A 20,701-nucleotide genomic window follows, 5' to 3' on the forward strand; every position below is an offset into this window, starting at 1 on the left:
GTCAGGAGAATGTTCGATGAACCAAGCTGAGAAATACGCCGTCGAGGCGCAACTGCGCGAAACCGGCCGTCGGTTGAACGAGGTCTCCGAGTTCTACGGGGCGCTGTCCCTGGACGCCCAGTTGCGGGACGAATTGCGCGAGGCCATGGACGGGTATTCCCTTGCGACCACCCGCATCATGGACCTGCTGGCCAACGCGATCAGGATCGGCCGCGATCCGTCGGCGCGCGACGACGCGGAAATCCAGCGCAACCACCGCATGCGCCTGGCGGCCATGTCGACGCTGATGGGCATCGCGGCCGAAGCCGCGATCCACTGAACGGGCGCGGGCCGCCTAGTAGGGCAGGACGAAGCCGCCTTTTCCCGCATTGATGCGCTGCGCCGTCGGCGCGCCATTCACCATCTGCGCGCTCAGCGACACGCTGGCACCGGGAACGAGCAGGCTGCGGTCGCCCGGCTTGAAGCTCACGACCGGCGTGCCGACCGGCACCATGACGGTCTTCTCCCCATCCTTGTATTTCAGATGCAGCGTCCGCCCCGACGGCGCTTCGGCCAGATCGGCGACGGTCGCGTTGGTCATCGTGCTGTCGGGCTGCAGGTCGAATGGCCGGAAGCCTTCGCCCGCGCCACGCGCCGACTCCGGAAACACCGTGACTGCGATCGCCCGCTGGGTGCCGTCCGCCTGCGGCATCGCGGCCGTGCCGATGAAGCTGCCGGGCTGGATGTCGGCCAGCTCGATCGGGTAGACCTCCTGCACCACGAGCTTGTCCGGCAGGCCGAGCACGACGGTCTCGCCGCGCCGCTCCTTCACCGTCACACTGGTGGGGGTCACGCTTTGCACGGTGCCGCGCAGGCGCACCGGGGGTTCGGAGCCCTGGGCGCCGGCCGTGCTGGCCATCACGGCCAGGGCCGAGCCAAGGATCCATGTACGCAGTTCGGTTCTCATCGAAGTCCTTCTACAGATGGCAGGGCGCGATGATCGCCGATGCGGGCACGCGAGGTGCGCAGGCACACCGGGATGCCCGTGGCCGCCGCGTGTCACGGCGGCGGTCGCTTCGCCGCCGCCGTCGGTCTCAGTTCAACGTTTCGGCCGGCCCGAAGAACTCGTAGCGGCTGCGTTCGTCCGGCACGCCCAGTTCGCGCAGCGAGCGCTTGATGAATGCCATGAAGGGCTTGGGGCCCAGGAAGTAGGCGTCGAAGTTGCCATCTGCCGGCAGCCACTGACGCAGTTGCTCCAGATGCGGGCGGCCGGTGGCGTCGGGCTGTCGCGCCGGCGCAGGGGCCAGTTCCTCGTAGGCGATGTAGGACTTGAAGCGCTGCGGGAAGCGCGCGGCCCAGTCGTCGACCAGCGCGTCGAAGGCATGGACCTCCGGATTGCGTGCGTAATGGATGAAGACCACCTCGCGCTCGGTGCCGCCCAGCGCCGCCTCGGCCATCGCCAGCGTCGGGGTGATGCCCACGCCGCCGCTGATCAGCACCACCGGACCGTCGCCTTCGTCCAGCGAGAAGTTGCCCGAGGGCGGGAAGAGCTCCACCACCTCGCCCTCGGCCACCCGGTCGTGCAGGTGGTTGGAGGCCACGCCGCCGGATTCGCGCTTGACGCTGATGCGATAGCTGCGGCCGTTGGGCGCCGCCGACAGCGAGTAGTTGCGGCGGATCTCCTTGCCGTCCACCGTCAGGCGCAGGCCGATGTACTGGCCAGGCTTGAAGTCCAGCACGGGGCCTCCGTCCACCGGTTCCAGGTGGAATGAGGTGATCTCGGCGCTCTCCGCCACGCGGCGCGCCACCCGGAAGGCCCGGCCGCCGCGCCAGCCGCCCGACGCCGACGCCAGCGCGTCGTAGACCTCGCCCTCGGCGTTGATGAGGATGTCGGCCAGCTGCTGGTAGGCCGCGGCCCAGGCGTCGATCACCGCGTCGGTGGCGATCTCGGCGCCCAGCACCTCGCGGATGGCGCGCAGCAGGCAGGCGCCGACGATGGGGTAGTGCTCCGGCAGTATCTGCAGGGCCACGTGCTTGTTGACGATCTGGGCGGCCAGCGGGCCCAGGGCCTCGAGCCGGTCGATGTTCCGGGCGTACATCAACACGCCGTTGGCCAGGGCCCGGGGCTGGGTGCCGCTGGCCTGGTGGGCCTGGTTGAACAGGGGGCGCACCTCGGCGTATTCGCCGAGCATGATCTTGTAGAAATGGGTGGTGAGGGCCTCGCCGCCGGTTTCGAGCAGGGGCACCGTGGCCTTGATGATGGCGCGTTGTGCATCGGTCAACATGGGTTCGTCCTTTCCTTGGGGTGTGCGCCATGTATTGCATGCCGCGTGCCAGCGGGAGCGCCCAGCAAAATCAAGGACCTGCAGGCGGTGCGGGTCAATCTGAAATGTGAAAATGACTTCTTTCTCAACCTGATTGGCTGTCATTTTGACCCGCTCCTCCCACCTGCTGGATGCCTTGCTGCCGCTCGTGGCCGACCTCGCCCACGAGTTGCCGGCCGAACTGCGCTACCAGCGCCTGCTGGCCGCCATGTGCCGGCTGCTGCCCTGCGATGCCGCGGCGCTGCTGCGGCTGGACGGCGGGGTGCTGGTGCCGCTGTCGGTGCAGGGCCTGAGCGCCGACACGCTGGGCCGGCGATTCGAGGTGGAGGCCCATCCGCGACTCAAGGCCCTGCTGGGCGCGCCCAGCGCGATGCGCTTTCCCACCGACTGCGATTTGCCCGACCCCTACGACGGCCTGGTGGAAGGCGCCGGCGACAAGCTGGAAGTGCACGACTGCATGGGTTGCGCGCTGCAGGTGGGCGAGGGCGTGTGGGGCGTGCTCACCCTGGATGCCCTGCATGCCGAGCGCTTCTCCGACGATGACCTGCGCCTGCTCGATGCCTTCGCCGACCTGGCGGCGGCCACGGTGGTCGCCGCCGCTCGGCTGGACCAGCTGACCATGTCGGTCGAGAGCGAGCGCAGCCGGGCCGAGGCCTACCGGCTGGCCGCGCAGCCGCAGCGCGCGGTGCTGGCAGGGCAGAGCCCGGCCTACCGGCAGATGGCTTCGGAGATCGCACTGGTGGCGCCCAGCGAGCTGACGGTGCTCATCACCGGCGAGACCGGCGTCGGCAAGGAGCTGGTGGCCCGGCAGCTGCACGCCAGTTCGCCGCGCGCCGACAAGGTGCTGGTCAGCGTCAACTGCGCGGCCCTGCCCGAGACGCTGGTGGAGAGCGAGCTCTTCGGCCACGTGCGCGGCGCCTTCTCGGGCGCGGTGGGCGACCGGCGCGGCAAGTTCGAGATGGCCGACGGCGGCACGCTCTTCCTCGACGAGATCGGCGAGCTGCCGCTGGCCGTGCAGGCCAAGCTCTTGCGTGCGCTGCAGGACGGGCAGCTGCAGCGCGTGGGGTCCGACCGCGAGCACCGCGTCGACGTGCGATTGATTGCCGCCACCAACCGCGACTTGGCCGCCGAGGTGCGGGCCGGGCGCTTTCGGGCCGATCTCTATCATCGCCTGAGCGTCTTCCCGTTGAACGTGCCGCCGCTGCGCGAGCGCGGCCGGGACGTGCTGGTGCTGGCCGGCGCCTTCATCGAGGAAAACCGCCGCCGCATGGGCCTGCGCGGGCTGCGGCTGTCAGCGGGCGCGCAGGCGGCGCTGCTGGCGCATGCCTGGCCAGGCAACGTGCGCGAGCTGGAGTACCTGATCGCCCGCGCCGCGCTCAAGGCCAAGGCCCGGCAGGCCAGCGCGCCGGCCCACGCGCCACGCCACGCCCGCGCCGCCATCGTGACCGTCGAGGCGACGGACCTGGACCTGGAGGCGCATGCGGCCGCATTGCCTGGCGTGACGGCTGCGCCGGTTCAGGATGCGCCCCGCCTGCCCCCAACCGGAACCCCCCGCGACCTGCGCACCGAGGTCGATGCCTTCCAGAAGCGCCTGGTCGAGCAGGCGTTGGAACAGCACCAGGGCAACACGGCAGCCGCCGCGCGCATGCTGGGGCTGGATCGCGCCAACCTGGTGCGGCTGGCGGAGCGCCTGGGCGTGGCGCTGCGAAGCCGGCCGCCGCAGGCGCGCGGCGGCGGGCGAAACGCGGGAACGGCTTGAGTCCGGCGCCTTGATGGCGCAACATTTGCTAAGCCAAGCAAGGGTTTACCCCGGGTCCTTCATACCGCCCGCCACATACGCCATATCGTTTCGAAGATATGCGCATGGGCGCGCCAGGCACTACCTTCAGGGTGCACGAAGTCGGCCCGACAACACACCAGGCCCCACGAACATGAGCAGCACCCAACCGATCCGTTTTTTCCACCAGGGCCGCGTCGTCGACGTCAGCGGCGTCCACCCCACCCGCACGGTGCTCGACTGGCTGCGTGACGATGCGCAGTGCACCGGCACCAAGGAAGGCTGCAACGAAGGCGACTGCGGCGCCTGCACCGTGGTCATCGGTGAACTGGCCGACGCCAACGACAAGGACGCGCAGGGTGGCCTGAAGCTGCAGACGGTCAACGCCTGCATCCAGTTCCTGCCCACGCTCAACGGCAAGGCGCTTTTCACCGTGGAAGACCTCAAGCGCCAGTGCGGCCCCGCTACGCGCGACGGCCACGAGCACGGCAAGCGCGCGGTCACGCCGCTGCACCCGGTGCAGCAGGCGCTGGTCGACTGCCACGGCTCGCAGTGCGGCTTCTGCACACCCGGCTTCGTGATGTCGCTGTGGTCCACCTACGAGTCGCACCAGGGCTGCGGCACGCGGCCCACGCGCCAGCAGCTGGCCGACGACCTCTCGGGCAACCTGTGCCGCTGCACCGGCTACCGCCCCATCCTCGACGCCGGCCAGCGCATGTTCGACCTGCCGGCCGTCCGCCTGGACACGCAGCCGGTGGTGCAGGCCCTGCAGTCGCTGCAGGACCCGGCCACCTTCGACTACACCGCGCCGCTGGGCACGCGCACCGACCACTTCCACGCGCCCAAGACCCTGGCCCAGCTGGCCGAGCTGCGCGTGGCCAAGCCCAATGCGCAGGTGCTGGCCGGCTCCACCGACGTGGGCCTGTGGGTCAACAAGCAGTTCCGCGACCTGGGCGACATCATCTACGTGGGCGACGTGGAGGACATGAAGGTGGTCGAGGAGCGCGACAGCGCCCAGGGCCGCGAGCTCTACATCGGCGCCGGTGCCTCGCTGGAGGTCGCCTGGTCCGCGCTGGCGCAGCGCTTCGAGGGCCTGACCGACGTGTGGCTGCGCTTCGCATCGCCGCCCATCCGCCATGCCGGCACCATGGGCGGCAACGTGGCCAACGGCTCGCCCATCGGCGATTCGCCGCCGGTGCTGATGGCGCTGGACGCGCAGATCGAACTGCGCCAGGGCGCACGCGTGCGCCGCATGCCGCTGACCGACTTCTACGTCGACTACATGAAGAACAAGCTGGAGCCGGGCGAGTTCGTGCAGGCGGTCTCGGTGCCGCTGGCCATCGCCTCGCGCCGCATCCGCGCCTACAAGATCAGCAAGCGCTTCGACTGCGACATCTCGGCCCTGTGCGCCGGCTTCTCGCTGGAGCTGGGCGCCGACGACAAGGTCAAGGCGATCAACCTCGCCTTCGGCGGCATGGCCGCCATCGTCAAGCGCGCGGCCAAGGCCGAGGCGGCCCTGGTGGGCCAGCCCTGGACGCAGGCCAGCATCGACGCCGCCCGCGCGGCCCTGGCCGAGGACTTCTCGCCATTGAGCGACATGCGCGCATCGGCCGGCTACCGCCTGCAGGTGGCGCAGAATCTGCTCACGCGCCTGTGGCTGGAAACGCGCCACCAGGACGCGCTGCCGCCCGAGGCCACCAGCGTGTGGAGCGTCATGCCCCATGCCGTGGGTGTCACCGCCACCGCAGAAGGAGCCTGAGATGAACAAGCCCATCGATCCCCGCCTGCTCCAGAACGCGGAAGCCTTCGCGGACTACGCCACCAACACCGCCGCACGCATCGACACCGGCGCCGAGGCCAAGGCCCACGCGCAGGGTGCCCGCGTGGGCATCAGCCGCCCGCATGAATCGGCGGCGCTGCATGTCTCGGGCGAGGCCACCTACATCGACGACATCCCCGAGCTGGCCGGCACGCTGCATTGCGCGCTGGGCCTCTCGCCGGTGGCCAACGGCCGCCTGACGGCCACGTCGCTGGACCTGATCCGCGCCATGCCCGGCGTGGTGGACGTGCTCACCGCCGCCGACATTCCCGGCAGCAACGACTGCGGTTCCATCGTCCACGACGACCCCATCCTGTGCGACGGCGAGATCCGCTTCCTCGGCCAGCCGGTGTTCGCGGTGGTGGCGCGCACGCGTGACGCCGCCCGCCGCGCCGCCGCCCGGGCCAAGGACGCGCTGACCATCGAGTCCGCGCCGCCCGTGCTGACCCCGCAGCAGGCGCACGAGAAGGGCCAGTACGTGCTGCCGCCCATGCACCTGGAACGCGCCACCAATGGCGGCGCCAAGGCCGCCATCGCGGCCGCGCCGCATCGCCTGAAGAGCACCTTCGACGTGGGCGGCCAGGAGCAGTTCTACCTGGAAGGCCAGATCAGCTACGCCATCCCGAAGGAGGGCGGGGCGATGCTGGTGCACTGCTCCACGCAGCACCCCAGCGAGATGCAGCACCTGGTGGCGCACGCGCTGCACCTGCATGCCAACGAGGTGCAGGTGGAATGCCGCCGCATGGGCGGGGGCTTCGGCGGCAAGGAATCCCAGTCCGGCCTGTTTGCCTGCGTGGCCGCGATTGCGGCGCACAAGCTGAAGAAGCCGGTCAAGCTGCGGCTGGACCGCGACGACGACTTCATGATCACCGGCCGCCGCCACTGCTTCTGGTACGACTACGAAGTGGGCTACGACGACGAGGGCCGCGTGCTGGGCGCCGAGATCACCATGGTGTCGCGGGCCGGCCATTCGGCCGACCTGTCGGGCCCGGTGATGACGCGCGCCATGTGCCACTTCGACAATGCCTACTGGCTGCCGGACGTGTCCATGCACGGCTACTCGGGCAAGACCAACACGCAGAGCAACACGGCCTTCCGCGGCTTCGGCGGCCCGCAGGGCGCCATCGCCATCGAGAACATCCTGGACTCCATCGCCCGCCAACTGGGCAAGGACCCGCTGGATGTGCGCCGCGTCAACTTCTACGGCAAGGGCGAGCGCAACGTCACGCCCTACCAGCAGGTGGTGACCGACAACGTGGTCCACGAACTGGTGGGCCAGCTGGAGGCCAGCAGCGACTACCGCGCCCGCCGCGAGGCCATCGAGGCCTTCAATGCGGGCAGCCCGGTGCTCAAGCGCGGCATCGCGCTGGCGCCGCTGAAGTTCGGCATCTCCTTCAACGTGAAGCACTTCAACCAGGCCGGCGCGCTGGTGCACGTCTACACCGACGGCTCGATCCTGGTGAACCACGGCGGCACCGAGATGGGCCAGGGCCTGAACACCAAGGTGGCCCAGGTGGTGGCGCACGAGCTGGGCGTGAAGTTCGAATGCGTTCGAGCCACGGCCACCGACACCTCCAAGGTGGCCAACACCTCCGCCACCGCCGCGTCGACCGGCGCCGACCTGAACGGCAAGGCCGCGCAGGACGCGGCCCGCCAGATCCGCGAGCGCCTGGCTGCCTGCGCCGCCGCCCGCCACGGCGGCAAGGCCGAGGACGTGCGCTTCGCCAACGACAAGGTGGAGGTGAACGGCCGCACGCTGGACTTCTCCACCATCGTGGCCGAGGCCTACATGGACCGCGTGCAGCTGTGGTCCGACGGCTTCTACGCCACGCCGGGCCTCTCGTGGGACCGCGACACCATGACCGGCCGCCCCTTCTACTACTACGCCTACGGCGCCGCCGTGAGCGAGGTGGTGGTGGACACGCTCACGGGCGAATGGAAGCTGCTTCGCGCCGACATCCTGCACGACGCCGGCCGTTCGCTGAACCCGGCCGTGGACATCGGCCAGGTGGAAGGCGCCTTCATCCAGGGCATGGGCTGGCTCACCACCGAAGAGCTGGTGTGGCACCCCAAGAGCGGCATGCTCACCACCCACGCGCCCAGCACCTACAAGATCCCGACGGCCAACGACTGCCCGCCGGTGTTCAACGTGCAGCTCTTCGAGGGCGACAACTTCGAGGACTCCATCCACCGCAGCAAGGCGGTGGGCGAGCCGCCGCTGCTGCTGCCTTTCTCGGTGTTCTACGCGATCCGCGATGCGGTCTCGGCCGCGGGCGAGCACCGGGCCGACCCGCCGCTGCGGGCGCCGGCCACCAGCGAAGCCATCCTGAACGCCATCACTGCCGTCCGGTCCGCAGCCGGCTGACGAGCGCGGGCCCGTCGCAGCGCCCCGGCGCTGCGCGGCAACCCCCATTCCCAACGAAATTGCGCGCTGTATAACTGCCCGCGTATGAACCTCCTGCGCGGGCGGATATGAGAGAACAAGCGCTTTTCGACAAGATCGACCTCCACCTCATCCGAGTACTGCACACCGTGTTGACCGATCGCAGCGTCTCACGTGCCGCCATCCGGCTGGGCATGTACCAACCCGCAGTGTCCGCGGCGCTCAAGCGCCTACGCGACCTGGCGGGCGACCCGCTGCTGGTGCGCTCGGGCACGGGCATGGTCCCCACGGATGCGGGCCTGCGGATGATCGAGCCGGCGGCGGCCATCCTGCGCTCGGCCGAGATGCTGTTTTCGGATGCCCGAGGCTTCGATCCGCAGACGGCCACCAGCACCTTCCGCATCGCGGCCAGCGACTACCTCGACCCGCTCTTCCTGCCCCTGCTGATGGCGCAGATCAAGAGCCTGGCGCCGCTCGCGCGCATCGAGATCCATCCGCTCACCTCCGACTCCGACTACCACGCGCACCTGTCGCTGGGGCAGGTGGACGTGGTGATCGGCAACTGGCAGAAGCCGCCTGAAGACCTGCACATGGCGCGCCTGCTGGACGACGACCTCGTGTCGCTGGTCAACAGGGACCATCCGGCCACGCGCCGCGGCTGGGACGCCGAGACCTGGCTGGCGGTGGACCACATCGCGCCCACGCCGCTGCACCCCGGCGCGCGCGGGATCATCGACCAGATGCTCGACGAGATGGGCCTGCGCCGGAACATCTCGGCGCGCTGTGCGCACTTCGGCCTGATTCCCGACATGGTGGCCTCCAGCCTGCTGGTTCTGACCACCGGCCGCCAGTACTGCGAGCGCTTCACCGAGCGGCTGCCGGTGAAGATCCTCGAGTGCCCCATCGCACTGCCGCGCCTCGTGTACTACCAGTTGTGGCACGAGCGCACCCATTCATCGGCCTCGGCGCGCTGGCTGCGCGAGCGAATCAAGGCGGTGGCCGCGTCGCTGCGGCCGCCCACGGGCGAGAGCGACACGAAGACCTAGTTTCTTCACCCAGAGCGGCGGCCTTTCCCATGGCCGCCTGTATTTCAAAAAGACAGACGGAGACAAGCGACATGGACAGGACAGAACAGATGCCCAAGGCGGGCGGGCAGGGCACAGCCCATCACGAGGAATCGAGCTGGATCGAGAAGGTGTTCAAGCTCAAGGAGCACAACACCACCGTCCGCGTCGAATTGGTGGCCGGCCTCACCACCTTCCTGACCATGGCCTACATCATCTTCGTCAACCCCAGCATCCTGGGCGCGGCGGGCATGCCCAAGGAAGCCGTGTTCGTGGCCACCTGCCTGATCGCGGCACTGGGCACCGGCATCATGGCCTTGTACGCCAACTACCCGATCGCGCTGGCGCCGGGCATGGGCCTGAACGCCTACTTCGCCTTCGTGGTGGTGGGCCACATGGGCTTCACCTGGCAGGCGGCGCTGGGCGCGGTGTTCGTGTCGGGCTGCCTGTTCCTGCTGGTCACCGTGACGGGGTTGCGGGAACTGATCGTGAATGGCATTCCGCATTCGATGCGGATCGCGATCACGGTGGGCATCGGGATGTTCCTGGCGCTCATCGCGCTCAAGAGCGCGGGCATCGTGGCGGCCTCGCCGGCCACCTTCGTGACGCTGGGCGACCTGCACACCGCGCCGGTGATCCTGTCCTCGCTGGGCTTCCTGCTCATCGTGGCGCTGGACCGGCTGAAGGTGCCGGGTGCCATCCTGATCGGCATCCTGGTGGTGACGGTGCTGTCCTTCTTCTTCGGCGGCAACCAGTTCAACGGCGTGGTGTCGGCACCGCCCTCGATCGCGCCCACCTTCCTGCAGCTGGACATCATGGGCGCGCTCAAGGGCGGCATCCTGAACGTCATCCTGGTCTTCTTCCTGGTGGAGCTGTTCGACGCCACCGGCACGCTGATGGGCGTGGCCAAGCGCGCCGGCCTGCTCACCGAAGGCAAGATGCACCGCCTGAACAAGGCCCTGCTGGCCGACAGCGGCGCCATCTTCGCCGGCTCGCTGCTGGGCACGTCCAGCACCACCGCGTACGTCGAAAGCGCGGCGGGCGTGCAGGCCGGTGGCCGCACCGGCCTCACGGCCCTGACGGTGGCCGTGCTCTTCCTGGCCTGCCTGGTGATCTCGCCGCTGGCGGGCTCGGTACCGGCCTATGCGACCGCCCCGGCACTGCTGTACGTGGCCTGCCTGATGCTGCGCGAGCTGACCGAGCTGGACTGGAACGAGTCCACCGAAGTCATCCCCGCGGTGATCACCGCGCTGGTGATGCCCTTCACCTATTCGATCGCCAACGGCCTGGCCTTCGGCTTCATCTCCTATGCGGCGATCAAGCTGGCGACTGGACGGGCACGGGACGTGCATGCGATGGTCTGGATAATCGCGGCCGTGTTCCTGTTCAAGTTCGTCTACATCGGCGGTTGAGCGGGTCCCAGCCTCCTTCATCCAGGAGACCCCGCATGACCGCACCCAGACTACAACTTTCGAACATCACCAAGCGCTACCCTTCCGTGGTGGCCAACAGCGACGTGTCGCTGACCGTCCAGCCCGGCGAGACCCACGCCGTGCTGGGCGAGAACGGCGCCGGCAAGTCCACGCTGATGAAGATCATCTACGGCTCGGTGAAGCCGGACGAGGGCACCGTGCTCTTCAACGGGCAGGCGGTGTCCATCCGCAACCCGCAGGAGGCGCGTTCGCTGGGCATCAGCATGGTGTTCCAGCACTTCAGCCTGTTCGACACGCTCACCGTGGCGGAGAACGTGTGGCTGGGGCTGGACAAGCACCTGGCCCTGGCCGAGGTCGCTCGCCGCATCACGCAGAAGGCGGCCGAGTACGGGCTGGACATCGAGCCCTCGCGGCCGGTGCACACGCTCAGCGTGGGCGAGATGCAGCGGGTGGAGATCATCCGCGCGCTGCTCACCGACCCCAAGCTGCTGATCCTGGACGAACCCACCTCGGTGCTCACGCCCCAGGCGGTGCAGAAGCTCTTCGTGGTGCTCAAGCAGCTGGCGTCCGAGGGCTGCAGCATCCTCTACATCAGCCACAAGCTGCACGAGATCCGCGAGCTGTGCAGCGCCTGCACCGTGCTGCGCGGCGGCAAGGTCACGGGCGTGTGCAACCCGCAGAACGAAAGCAACGAGTCGCTCTCGCGCCTGATGATCGGCGCCGAGCCGCCGCCGCTCACGCACCGGCCGGTGCACGCGGGCGCAGTGGCGCTGCGCGTGAACAAGCTGAGCCTAGCGCGCGAGGACCAGTTCGGCGTGGACCTGGAGCAGGTCGCGCTGGACGTGCGCGCCGGCGAGGTGGTGGGCATCGCCGGCGTGTCGGGCAACGGCCAGAAGGAACTGCTGTACGCGCTCTCGGGCGAGGACACCCGCGCCGAGCCCGGCATGGTCGAGGTGCTGGGCAAGCCGGCCGGGCGCATGCATCCGCGCCAGCGGCGCGCGCTGGGCCTGCACTTCGTGCCGGAAGAGCGCCTGGGCCGCGGCGCCGTGCCGAGCCTGGGCCTGGCGCACAACCTGCTGCTCACGCGCAGCGAGGCGGTGGGGCAGGGCGGCTGGATCCGCAACGGGGTGCTGGACAAGCAGGCGGCTTCCATCATCGAGCGCTTCAAGGTCAAGACGGGTGGCACGACCTCGGCGGCGCGTTCGCTGTCGGGCGGCAACCTGCAGAAGTTCATCGTGGGCCGCGAGATCGACGCCAGGCCGAAGGTCTTCGTCGTCTCTCAACCCACCTGGGGCGTGGATGTGGGCGCCGCGGCGCTCATCCGCAACGAGATCCTGGCCCTGCGCGACGCCGGGTGCGCGGTGCTGGTGGTGAGCGAGGAACTGGACGAGCTGTTCGAGATTTCGGACCGGCTCTACGTGATTGCCAAGGGGCGCATGTCGCCGCCCATCGACCGCGCGGCCGCCACGGTGGCGCAGATCGGCGAGTGGATGAGCGGCCTGTGGGACAAGGCCCCCGGCCAGAAGGAGGCAGCCCATGTTTAAGCTCGAACCGCGCCCGCAGCTCTCGCGCTTCTGGAGCTACGGCTCGCCCATCCTGGCGCTGCTCATCACGGTGCTGATCGGCGTGGCCCTGTTCGCCGCGCTCGGCAAGGACCCGGTGCGGGGCCTGCAGGTCTTCTTCTGGGAGCCGATCAAGAGCAGCTACGCCATCGGCGAGCTGATGGTGAAGGCGACGCCGCTGCTCATCATCGCCCTGGGCCTGGCCGTGTGCTTCCGCTCCAACGTGTGGAACATCGGCGCCGAAGGGCAGTTCGTGTTCGGCGCCATCGCGGCGGGCGGCGTGGCGCTGCTGGCCGACAAGAGCACCGGCACCTGGATCGTGGTGCCCATCCTGCTGGCTGGCATCGCGGGCGGCATGTTCTGGGCCGGCATCGTGGCGTTCCTACGCGACCGCTTCAACGCCAGCGAGATCCTGGTGAGCCTGATGCTGGTCTACGTGGCCACGCTGCTCCTGGGCTACATGGTCTACGGGCCGTGGAAGGACCCGGCGGGCTACAACTTCCCGCAGACCAAGACCTTCGAGGCGGTGACGCAGATCCCGCGACTGCTCAAGGGCTCGCGGGTGAGCATCGGCCTCGTCATCGCGCTGGTAGGGGCGGGTGCCCTGTGGGTGTTCCTGTTCCGCACGCGGGCGGGTTTCGCCCAGCAGGTGGGCGGCCTGGCGCCGGCGGCGGCGCGCTACGCGGGCTTCTCGGCGCGGCGGGCGATCTGGATCGCGCTGCTGACCTCCGGCGGCGCGGCCGGCCTGGCGGGTGCGCTGGAAGTGGCGGGGCCGCTGGGCCAGCTCACGCCCTACGTGCCGGCCGGCTACGGCTTCGCGGCCATCATCGTGGCCTTCGTGGGGAGGCTGCATCCGGTGGGCATGGTCTTCTCGGCCATCCTGATGAGTATGTTCTACATCGGCGGCGAACTGGCGCAGTCGCGCCTGGGGCTGCCCAAGTCGCTCACCGGCGTTTTCCAGGGCCTGCTGCTGTTCACGCTGCTGGCCTGCGACACGCTCATCGCCTACCGCATCAAGCGCAAGGGCGCGGCGCGCAGGGCACCGGCCGCGGGCACGTCTTCGCTGCAGGCGAGCACGCCCATCACCGCCACGCCGACTGCGCTGGCTACCCCCCACGGCACGGAGGCCTGAGCCATGGAAAGCTACGCACTTCTTCTCGGCTCCACGCTGTCGGCCGGCACCGTGCTGGCCATTGCCGCACTGGGCCTGCTCATCAACGAGAAGGCCGGCATCGTCAACCTGGGCGCCGAAGGGATGATGCTGTGCGCGGCCATCGCCGGCTTCGCCACGGTGGTCACCACGCACAACCCCTGGCTGGGCTTCCTGGCCGGGATGGCGGCGGGCGCACTGTTGGCGGCCTTCTTCGGCGTGCTGGTGATCTGGCTCAACACCAACCAGTACGCCACCGGGCTGGCGCTGAGCCTGTTCGGTGCGGGCTTCTCGGCCTTCGCCGGCATCCGCTTCGTGCAGGCCAAGCTGCCGGAAAGCACGCCGTTTTCCATTCCCGTGCTGGCGGACATCCCGCTGGTGGGCCCGGCGCTGTTCCGCCATCACCCGATGGTGTATTTCGCGGCGCTGCTGACCGTGGGCCTGATCTGGTTCCTCTACCGCACGCGCGCGGGGCTGGTGCTGCGTTCGGTGGGCGAGTCGCCCGAGTCGGCGCATGCGCTGGGCTATCCGGTGCGGCGCATCCGCTTCCTGGCGGTGATCGCGGGCGGCGCGCTTTGCGGGCTGGCGGGTGCGTACCTGTCGACCGTGTACACGCCGCTGTGGGTGGAGGGCATGGTGGCCGGCCGCGGCTGGATCGCGCTGGCGCTCACCACCTTCGCCACCTGGCGGCCGGTGCGGGTGCTGCTGGGCGCCTACCTCTTCGGCGGCGTCTCGATGCTGGGCTTCCACCTGCAGAGCACGGGGGTCGACGTGCCCTCGCAGTTCCTGAGCATGCTGCAGTACATCGCGCCCATCGTGGTGCTGGCCATCATCTCGCGCAACCCGGCGTTCATCCGCGTGAACATGCCGGCGTCCATCGGGAAACCCTTCTACCCAGGCTCATAATCGCCGTTGTTTGCAAATTGTTTCGCCAACCTGTCCTTTGAGGATCTCGACAATGACTGACCTGAACAAGCGTTCCCTGCTCCTGGCTGCCGCCTCGGCAGCGGCCGCGGCGGCCCTGATCGGCTGCGGCAAGAAGGAAGAAGCGCCCGCCCCGGCAGCTGCACCCGCTGCGCCGGCCCCCACCGCCGCCGCGCCTGCCCCGGCGGCCGCCGGTCCGCTGAACATCGCGTTCGCCTATGTCGGCCCGGTTGGCGACGGCGGATGGACCTTCGCCCACGACAACGGCCGCAAGGCGCTGGAGAAGGAATTCGGCGACAAGATCAAGACCACCTTCGTCGAGAGCGTGCCCGAGGCGGCCGACGCCGAACGCGTGTTCCGCGACATGGTCGGCCAGGGCAACACGCTGATCTTCGGCACCACCTTCGGCTACATGGAGCCGATGCTCAAGGTCGCGGCCGACAACAAGGAAGTTAAGTTCGAGCATGCCACCGGCTACAAGACGGCCGAGAACATGCGCACCTACGACAGCCGCACCTACGAAGGCGCGTACATGGCCGGCGTGATCGCCGGCGGCATGACCAAGTCCAACGTGCTGGGCGTGGTCGGCTCGGTGCCGATCCCCGAGGTGCTGCGCAACATCAACTCCTTCACCATGGGTGCGCAGTCGGTCAACCCGAAGGTCACGACCAAGGTGGTGTGGGTCAACGAATGGTTCAGCCCGCCGAAGGAAACCGAGGCTGCGACGGCGCTCATCAACGGCGGCGCCGACGTGCTGTTCCAGAACACCGACTCGCCCGCCGTGCTGAAGACGGCGCAGGAGAAGGGCAAGCGCGCCTTCGGCTGGGATTCGGACATGACCGCCTACGGCCCCAAGGCCCACCTGGCCTCGGCCACCATCAACTGGGCCCCGTACTACATCAAGGCCACCCAGGACGTGCTGGACGGCAAGTGGGCCACCGGCCAGACCTGGTGGGGCGTGAAGGAAGGCGCGATCGACATCGTGTCCATCGCCGAGGACGTGCCGGCCGAGATCAAGACCAAGGTCGAGGAAGTGAAGAAGGGCCTGAAGGACGGCAGCTTCTCGATCTGGAAGGGCCCCATCGTCGGCCAGGACGGCAAGGAGCTGGTGGCAGCCGGCGCCGTGGCCGACGACAAGTTCCTCTCGGGCGTCAACTTCTACGTGAAGGGCGTCGAGGGCAAGGTGCCGGGCGGCGACAAGAAGTAAGACGCTGCAGGTAGCACACGTGCGGGCCATGCCTCTTGGGGCATGGCCCGTGTTCTTTTGAAGCTTCGCCCCGGGGTCTATGATGAATTTGCGAACGCCGGCTCGGTTCGTGTCGGCAGTTCGCTTCACTCATAAGACTTCAGGGAGAAATCAAAATGGCTACCAGTCCTCAGGCCGGGCGTGTGCCCGCGCCGTCGCCTTCCCCGAGCGGGGTTGCTCAGAGCAACTTGAGCGGTCGGCGATGGGTTTCAAGGTTTCCAACCGGGACGTCTACACGCGATCTGACCCCGGTGTTCAGAAGGAATGTCGAAGCCTTCATTGCGGCGATAGCCGCGGGGCGCGGACGGGTTCGAATCTCCGCGACCTATCGTCCCAGGGAGCGCGCCTATCTGATGCATTACGCTGCCGCCGTCTCCAATGGCACCATTGACGCAGCACGCGTGCCGACCCTTGCGGGCGTCGACATCCAATGGGATCACGGATCATCCGAGAAGAGTCGGGCTGCGGCCCGGGAGATGGCGTCGGCCTATGGCATCGTGTTCCCGCCCGCGCTGATATCCCGGCATACGGAACGCAGCGCCATCGATATGACGATCTCGAACGTCAGGAACAAGAAGATCAGGAATGCCTCAGGCACCGAGGTGTTGATCAGCAAGGACAGCGACCTTCACGCCGTCGGGCGTCCTATGGCGTCAGGAAGCTTCTGAGCGATCGTCCGCATTGGTCCGATGATGGCTCCTAATAAGTTGCTTCTGCCAGGACTGTTGTGCCTGTCCGCCAGCATGTGCTTCGCCATGCAGCCTGCGGGATTCATCGAAGTTCGACCCGATGGCACTCGAACGCTATTCACGACCGAGCGAGCGAGTCGCAACGACCAGGTCGTCGCGCAATTTGCCGATGGTGCGGCTCAAGGCCCTGCCGCGAAGTGCTGCGTGTCCCTGCGAGTGACTGGAAGGCGCAAGTCGCAAGCCAAGATTTCCGATGAACTGAACGGGCGACAGGTTTGGGCCTTTGCCCTGCCGCCGCTCAAGGCGGGCGAGGCAGTGCCTTTCGCGGGCGCGGCGCGGTTGTTCAAGGCGGGCGAGCAAATCCCGATAGCATTCGACAGGGCATCGACTCAAGGCGCTGCGGAGGGAACCTTTCCAGTGACCTGCACCAGCAGTGAGGGTGTGCATCTCCTCGAACTGGACCACGGCAAGCCGCGGGTACATCTCTACATGCACTTCGACTATGACGTCGAGCCCACGTGCAGTACAGCACTGCTCGAGAAGTTCTATTGAAGCCACGAATTCAAGAAGGCAAGAAGATTCGATGATCGAAAAATCGCTTTGGCATCCGGTGGCGCTTTCAGCCGACCTGGCCGAGGCGCCCGTGCCGGTGCGCCTGCTGGGCGAGGCGGTGGTGCTCTGGCGCGACGGCGAGGGCCGCGCACATGCGTGGCAGGACCGCTGTCCGCACCGCGGGGCGCAGCTGTCGCTGGGCCGCGTCGTGCCTTGCACGCAAGGCGAGGGCGGCGCGCGCCTGGAGTGCCCGTACCACGGCTGGCGCTTCGACGCGGCCGGGCAGTGCAGGGAAGTGCCGGCGCTGCCGGGCTTCACGCCGCCGGCCACGCACAAGGCTCCCATCTTCGCCGCGCGGGAGGCGCACGGCCTGGTCTGGGCGCGCCTGGACGGCGAGGACGCCGGCGAGCTGCCAGCCTTCGAGGCCGAGGGCGACGAGCGCCTGCGCAAGCTCAACTGCGGCCCCTACGTGGTCGAGGCGAGCGCGCCGCGGCTGGTCGAGAATTTCCTGGACATGTCGCACTTCGGCTTCGTGCACGAGGGCTGGCTGGGCGCGCGCGAGATGGCGGCAATCGACGACTACCAGGTCGAGGCCACGCCCACCGGCATCCTGGCCACCGGCTGCAAGGCCTGGCAGCCGCAGTCGACCATCAACTCGACCCGGCCCGCGCATGTCGAATACAGCTACGAGGTGACGGCGCCGTATTCGGCCGTGCTGGTGAAGATCCCGGAAGCGCAGAGCGTGGGCGCCGAGGGCTATCGCGAATCCATCGCGCTCTTCATCTGTCCCACCGACGCCGAGCGCTGCACCGTCTGGTTCCGCTTGGCCACCGCCGACTGGCAGCGCAACGAGGCCGAGCTGCAGGCCTTCCAGGACACCATCTTCCTGCAGGACAAGCCGGTGCTGGAATCGCAGCAGCCCAAGACGCTGCCGCTGGACCTGCGGGCCGAACTGCACACCGCGGCCGACAAGGCTTCATCTTTCTATCGCCGATACCTCAAGGGTCTAGGCATCACCGTCGGAGTCTGCTGATGAGCACGAACAACATCCCCCACGTGGCGCCCGAGCGCCTTCCTGAACTGCTCAAGGCCATTCCCAAGGCCGAGCTGCACATGCACATCGAGGGCTCGCTGGAGCCCGAGCTGATCTTCGCGCTGGCCCAGCGCAACGGCGTGAGCATTCCCTACGCCAGCGTCGAAGAGCTGCGCAAGGCCTACGCCTTCACCAACCTGCAGACCTTCCTGGACATCTACTACGCCGGCGCCAGCGTCTTGCTCCAGGAGCAGGACTTCTACGACATGGCCTGGGCCTACCTGGAGCGCGCCGCGACCGACAACGTGGTGCACACCGAGATGTTCTTCGACCCGCAGACGCACACCGCCCGCGGCGTGCCGGTGAAGACCGTCATCGACGGCCTGCACCGCGCCTGCGTCGACGCGAAGGACCAGTTGGGCGTGAGCGCCGCGCTGATCCTGTGCTTCCTTCGCCACCTGAGCGAGGAAGAGGCCTTCGCCGTGCTGGAAGAGTCGCTGCCTTATCGCGACAAGTTCATCGGCGTCGGCCTGGACTCGAGCGAGGTCGGCCATCCGCCGGAGAAGTTCGCCCGCGTGTTCGCCCGCTGCCGGGAGCTGGGCCTGCACCTGGTGGCCCACGCCGGCGAGGAAGGCCCGCCGGCCTACGTGTGGAGCGCGCTGGACGTGCTGAAGGTCGAGCGCATCGACCACGGTGTGCAGAGCAGCAAGGACCCGGCCCTGATGGCGCGCCTGGCCAAGGACCGCGTGCCGCTGACCGTGTGCCCGCTGTCCAACCTCAAGCTGTGCGTCTTCCCCGACCTGAAGCAGCACAACATCCGCACGCTGCTCGACGCCGGCCTGGTCGCCACCATCAACTCCGACGACCCGGCCTACTTCGGCGGCTACATGAACGAAAACTGGCTGCAGACCTTCGCCGCCACCGGCCTGGACGCCAGGCACGCCTGGCAACTTGCGGCCAACAGCTTCGAAGGCAGCTTCATCGATGCTTCGACCCGAAAGGTCTACATGGACCGGTTGGACCAGGCCTTCGCGCAATTTGCCTGAGCATCCGAGGGGCTATTGCGGGTCTCATCAAAAGATCATTCGCGCTTTCTAGAATGAACCGACGAATCCATTCCCGTTCGGGAGTGGAATCCCCCAAATTTCGATGCAAGGAAGGGCCTCCCATGCTCGATCTCGACCTGCCTGCGCAGGCTCAAGCCGTCCGCAGCGTCCTGGCCCAGCACGGGCCGCGCGCGGCGCTGGCGATGCTCAACGACCGAACCGGCTTCAGGTTCACCGCGCTGTACAAGCTGGACGGTGGCGAGATGCGCGCCGTGCACGCCTACGACCGCACCAGCGAGTACCGCACCTGGCTGTCGGCCGTGCCACTGGAAAGCAGCTTCTGCCGCTTCGCCATCGAGCACGGCGAGTTCATGACCGAGCATGCGTCGGCCGACCACCGGCTGGCGCGGCCCTACGCGAGCCTGGTGGAGTCCTATTACGGGCACGTGCTGCGCAATGCCGACGGCAGCCCCTCGGGTACCTTCATCCACTTCGATCTCGAACCGCGCAGCATCGACGCAGAGGAACAGGAATTCCTGCGCGAGCTGGTGCCGCTGTTCGGCGAGCACCTCGCCTGAAGCCGGCGAGTCGTCCTAGCCGCTGGCCTGCCGCGCCTGCAGCTCGCGCACCAGCACCGAGCCTTCCACCCGCTCCATGTGCTCGGAGAAGACGCTTGCGAGCTCGTCCGCGCTGACCTGGTCGAAGCCCGCGCGGCGCGCTGCCGCCAGGCCGAACTCGTCATGCGACAGGTCGGCCAGGTGGTCGAAGAACTGGTCGATCTGGTTGCGGTAAAGGCGCTCTGTCTCCTCCGGCCCCAGGGCGCCGCGGCCGCGGTCGCTGAGCCACACGTCCCAGGTCTGGAAGTAGTCCTGCATGGTGTAGAGCGTGGTCGGGAAGTCGATGAACATGTCGGGCAGGGCGCTGCCGTCGTCGGCGGCGCTGCAAATCACCAGCATCTGGCGCTGCAGCACCTTCGACGAGCCCTGCGGCGCGGTGATCCTGCGCGACTCGATCTTGTGATTGCTCTGGGTCACTTCCTTCCTGAAGGCCTCCAGGTCGGCCGGCGTGGCGGGAAACACCACCTTGAGCTTGAGCATCCTGCCCCGGGGCAGGCCGCGGGCCATGCTTTCGGCGCGCAGTTGCATCAGGGCGATCAGCAGGAAGTTGGAGAAGTAGCCGTAGGCCAGAGCCCGGCCGATGCTGTAGTGCTCGGCGCCGTCGACCAGCCCGCGCTCCAGCCGCAGCTTGATGTGCACGCCCACCCCGAAGGCCACCGCCAGCGTGAGCAGCGTCATCATCCCGTCGCCCGACAGCGGGTTCACCCAGGCGGCCGGCAGGCAGGCCGCCCCGAAGGGGCAGGGCACGTCCTTGAGGATGTTCAGCAGGGCCGCGGCCACCAGCAGCACGGTCAGGCCGCGGGTGACCCAGCTGTACTCCTGGTAGAAGGCGCGGATCGCCCGCCAGCCGACCGTGACCGGGGCCTTCTGCTCGGTGCGCACCGGCACCAGGCCGCGGCGCCTGGCCTGGGCCAGGCGGATGTTCAGCAGCTCCCGATCGCCTGAATAGCCCAGGGTGGTGAGCTCGTCGGGGCGTTCGCGCTCGGCCACTGCGCGGCCATCCGACAGGTCGATCTCCAGCGTGTCCTGCGCCTGGTCGTAGGTGGATTTCATGGTGGCCCGTTCGGCATGGTGGCGATGCCGGCGAATCTACAACGGCCGCA

Annotated in this window: 18 protein-coding genes; 15 read left to right on the forward strand and 3 right to left on the reverse strand. The window is 68.2% G+C overall.

Going from position 1 to position 20,701, the window contains the following annotated elements; translation table 11 throughout:
- Positions 1 to 16: 16 nt before the first annotated feature.
- Positions 17 to 319, forward strand: a complete 303-nt coding sequence (locus BM345_RS00760; RefSeq protein ID WP_093374531.1) for a hypothetical protein — start codon at positions 17 to 19, stop codon at positions 317 to 319.
- 15 nt (positions 320 to 334) lie between these two features.
- On the opposite strand, the gene BM345_RS00765 is transcribed toward BM345_RS00760, so the two are convergent.
- Positions 335 to 946: a hypothetical protein gene (locus BM345_RS00765; protein WP_093374533.1), complete on the reverse strand. Its 612-nt coding sequence runs from the start codon at positions 944 to 946 to the stop codon at positions 335 to 337.
- Positions 947 to 1,073: 127 nt separating this feature from the next.
- The gene (gene hmpA, locus BM345_RS00770) at positions 1,074 to 2,264 is read right to left on the reverse strand and encodes an NO-inducible flavohemoprotein (RefSeq protein ID WP_093374535.1); all 1,191 of its coding nucleotides are present in this window, start codon (positions 2,262 to 2,264) and stop codon (positions 1,074 to 1,076) included.
- Between the two features lie 145 nt (positions 2,265 to 2,409).
- Between hmpA and norR the strand changes: the two genes are divergently transcribed.
- From norR to BM345_RS00840, 14 genes are all read left to right on the forward strand, one after another.
- Positions 2,410 to 4,062 carry a nitric oxide reductase transcriptional regulator NorR gene (gene norR, locus BM345_RS00775; protein WP_093374537.1) on the forward strand — a complete coding sequence of 551 codons (1,653 nt, stop codon included), beginning with the start codon at positions 2,410 to 2,412 and terminating at the stop codon, positions 4,060 to 4,062.
- A gap of 172 nt (positions 4,063 to 4,234) precedes the next feature.
- A complete protein-coding gene (xdhA, locus tag BM345_RS00780) occupies positions 4,235 to 5,839 on the forward strand; it encodes a xanthine dehydrogenase small subunit (RefSeq protein ID WP_093374539.1) in 1,605 nt (534 codons plus the stop codon).
- A 1-nt stretch (position 5,840) separates the two neighbouring features.
- The gene (gene xdhB / locus BM345_RS00785; protein ID WP_093374541.1) at positions 5,841 to 8,264 is read left to right on the forward strand and encodes a xanthine dehydrogenase molybdopterin binding subunit; all 2,424 of its coding nucleotides are present in this window, start codon (positions 5,841 to 5,843) and stop codon (positions 8,262 to 8,264) included.
- Positions 8,265 to 8,371: 107 nt separating this feature from the next.
- Entirely contained in the window at positions 8,372 to 9,328 is a 957-nt protein-coding gene (locus tag BM345_RS00790; RefSeq protein ID WP_093374543.1) for a LysR family transcriptional regulator, read from the forward strand.
- Between the two features lie 89 nt (positions 9,329 to 9,417).
- Positions 9,418 to 10,758 (forward strand): NCS2 family permease, encoded by a 1,341-nt coding sequence (locus BM345_RS00795; RefSeq protein ID WP_254789465.1) that lies wholly within the window; start codon positions 9,418 to 9,420, stop codon positions 10,756 to 10,758.
- A gap of 35 nt (positions 10,759 to 10,793) precedes the next feature.
- Entirely contained in the window at positions 10,794 to 12,323 is a 1,530-nt protein-coding gene (locus tag BM345_RS00800; RefSeq protein WP_093374547.1) for an ABC transporter ATP-binding protein, read from the forward strand.
- Positions 12,316 to 13,473: an ABC transporter permease gene (locus BM345_RS00805; protein ID WP_093374549.1), complete on the forward strand. Its 1,158-nt coding sequence runs from the start codon at positions 12,316 to 12,318 to the stop codon at positions 13,471 to 13,473. The genes BM345_RS00800 and BM345_RS00805 overlap by 8 nt, the downstream gene beginning before the upstream one ends.
- A gap of 3 nt (positions 13,474 to 13,476) precedes the next feature.
- Positions 13,477 to 14,397: an ABC transporter permease gene (locus tag BM345_RS00810; RefSeq protein ID WP_093374551.1), complete on the forward strand. Its 921-nt coding sequence runs from the start codon at positions 13,477 to 13,479 to the stop codon at positions 14,395 to 14,397.
- A 52-nt stretch (positions 14,398 to 14,449) separates the two neighbouring features.
- The gene (locus tag BM345_RS00815; protein ID WP_093374553.1) at positions 14,450 to 15,622 is read left to right on the forward strand and encodes a BMP family ABC transporter substrate-binding protein; all 1,173 of its coding nucleotides are present in this window, start codon (positions 14,450 to 14,452) and stop codon (positions 15,620 to 15,622) included.
- A 392-nt stretch (positions 15,623 to 16,014) separates the two neighbouring features.
- Positions 16,015 to 16,329, forward strand: coding sequence for a hypothetical protein (locus tag BM345_RS30370; protein ID WP_217653943.1), 315 nt, complete (start codon positions 16,015 to 16,017; stop codon positions 16,327 to 16,329).
- Positions 16,330 to 16,416: 87 nt separating this feature from the next.
- Positions 16,417 to 16,902, forward strand: a complete 486-nt coding sequence (locus BM345_RS00825) for a hypothetical protein (protein ID WP_139237440.1) — start codon at positions 16,417 to 16,419, stop codon at positions 16,900 to 16,902.
- 31 nt (positions 16,903 to 16,933) lie between these two features.
- Entirely contained in the window at positions 16,934 to 17,935 is a 1,002-nt protein-coding gene (locus BM345_RS00830) for an aromatic ring-hydroxylating dioxygenase subunit alpha (protein ID WP_093374557.1), read from the forward strand.
- Positions 17,935 to 18,981: an adenosine deaminase gene (locus tag BM345_RS00835; protein WP_093374559.1), complete on the forward strand. Its 1,047-nt coding sequence runs from the start codon at positions 17,935 to 17,937 to the stop codon at positions 18,979 to 18,981. Before BM345_RS00830 ends, BM345_RS00835 begins: the two co-directional genes overlap by 1 nt.
- Before the next feature lie 122 nt (positions 18,982 to 19,103).
- Positions 19,104 to 19,559, forward strand: coding sequence for a hypothetical protein (locus BM345_RS00840; protein ID WP_093374561.1), 456 nt, complete (start codon positions 19,104 to 19,106; stop codon positions 19,557 to 19,559).
- A 15-nt stretch (positions 19,560 to 19,574) separates the two neighbouring features.
- Here the strand turns inward: BM345_RS00840 and BM345_RS00845 are convergent, their stop codons facing one another.
- Entirely contained in the window at positions 19,575 to 20,651 is a 1,077-nt protein-coding gene (locus BM345_RS00845) for an STING domain-containing protein (protein WP_093374563.1), read from the reverse strand.
- Positions 20,652 to 20,701 lie beyond the last annotated feature (50 nt).

The organism is Variovorax sp. OV329 (assembly GCF_900114785.1).
Taxonomy (GTDB): domain Bacteria; phylum Pseudomonadota; class Gammaproteobacteria; order Burkholderiales; family Burkholderiaceae_C; genus Variovorax.

What these genes read in the sequence shown, in the direction of transcription:
- BM345_RS00800 (WP_093374547.1), top strand. Translation starts at nt 10,794, where the DNA reads ATGACCGCACCCAGACTACAACTTTCGAACATCACCAAGCGCTACCCT.
- BM345_RS00760 (WP_093374531.1), top strand. Translation starts at nt 17, where the DNA reads ATGAACCAAGCTGAGAAATACGCCGTCGAGGCGCAACTGCGCGAAACC.
- xdhB (WP_093374541.1), top strand. Translation starts at nt 5,841, where the DNA reads ATGAACAAGCCCATCGATCCCCGCCTGCTCCAGAACGCGGAAGCCTTC.
- BM345_RS30370 (WP_217653943.1), top strand. Translation starts at nt 16,015, where the DNA reads ATGCATTACGCTGCCGCCGTCTCCAATGGCACCATTGACGCAGCACGC.
- BM345_RS00830 (WP_093374557.1), top strand. Translation starts at nt 16,934, where the DNA reads ATGATCGAAAAATCGCTTTGGCATCCGGTGGCGCTTTCAGCCGACCTG.
- BM345_RS00795 (WP_254789465.1), top strand. Translation starts at nt 9,418, where the DNA reads ATGCCCAAGGCGGGCGGGCAGGGCACAGCCCATCACGAGGAATCGAGC.
- BM345_RS00810 (WP_093374551.1), top strand. Translation starts at nt 13,477, where the DNA reads ATGGAAAGCTACGCACTTCTTCTCGGCTCCACGCTGTCGGCCGGCACC.
- hmpA (WP_093374535.1), bottom strand. Translation starts at nt 2,264, where the DNA reads ATGTTGACCGATGCACAACGCGCCATCATCAAGGCCACGGTGCCCCTG.
- BM345_RS00765 (WP_093374533.1), bottom strand. Translation starts at nt 946, where the DNA reads ATGAGAACCGAACTGCGTACATGGATCCTTGGCTCGGCCCTGGCCGTG.
- BM345_RS00805 (WP_093374549.1), top strand. Translation starts at nt 12,316, where the DNA reads ATGTTTAAGCTCGAACCGCGCCCGCAGCTCTCGCGCTTCTGGAGCTAC.
- BM345_RS00840 (WP_093374561.1), top strand. Translation starts at nt 19,104, where the DNA reads ATGCTCGATCTCGACCTGCCTGCGCAGGCTCAAGCCGTCCGCAGCGTC.
- BM345_RS00815 (WP_093374553.1), top strand. Translation starts at nt 14,450, where the DNA reads ATGACTGACCTGAACAAGCGTTCCCTGCTCCTGGCTGCCGCCTCGGCA.
- BM345_RS00845 (WP_093374563.1), bottom strand. Translation starts at nt 20,651, where the DNA reads ATGAAATCCACCTACGACCAGGCGCAGGACACGCTGGAGATCGACCTG.
- BM345_RS00790 (WP_093374543.1), top strand. Translation starts at nt 8,372, where the DNA reads ATGAGAGAACAAGCGCTTTTCGACAAGATCGACCTCCACCTCATCCGA.
- BM345_RS00835 (WP_093374559.1), top strand. Translation starts at nt 17,935, where the DNA reads ATGAGCACGAACAACATCCCCCACGTGGCGCCCGAGCGCCTTCCTGAA.
- xdhA (WP_093374539.1), top strand. Translation starts at nt 4,235, where the DNA reads ATGAGCAGCACCCAACCGATCCGTTTTTTCCACCAGGGCCGCGTCGTC.
- BM345_RS00825 (WP_139237440.1), top strand. Translation starts at nt 16,417, where the DNA reads ATGCAGCCTGCGGGATTCATCGAAGTTCGACCCGATGGCACTCGAACG.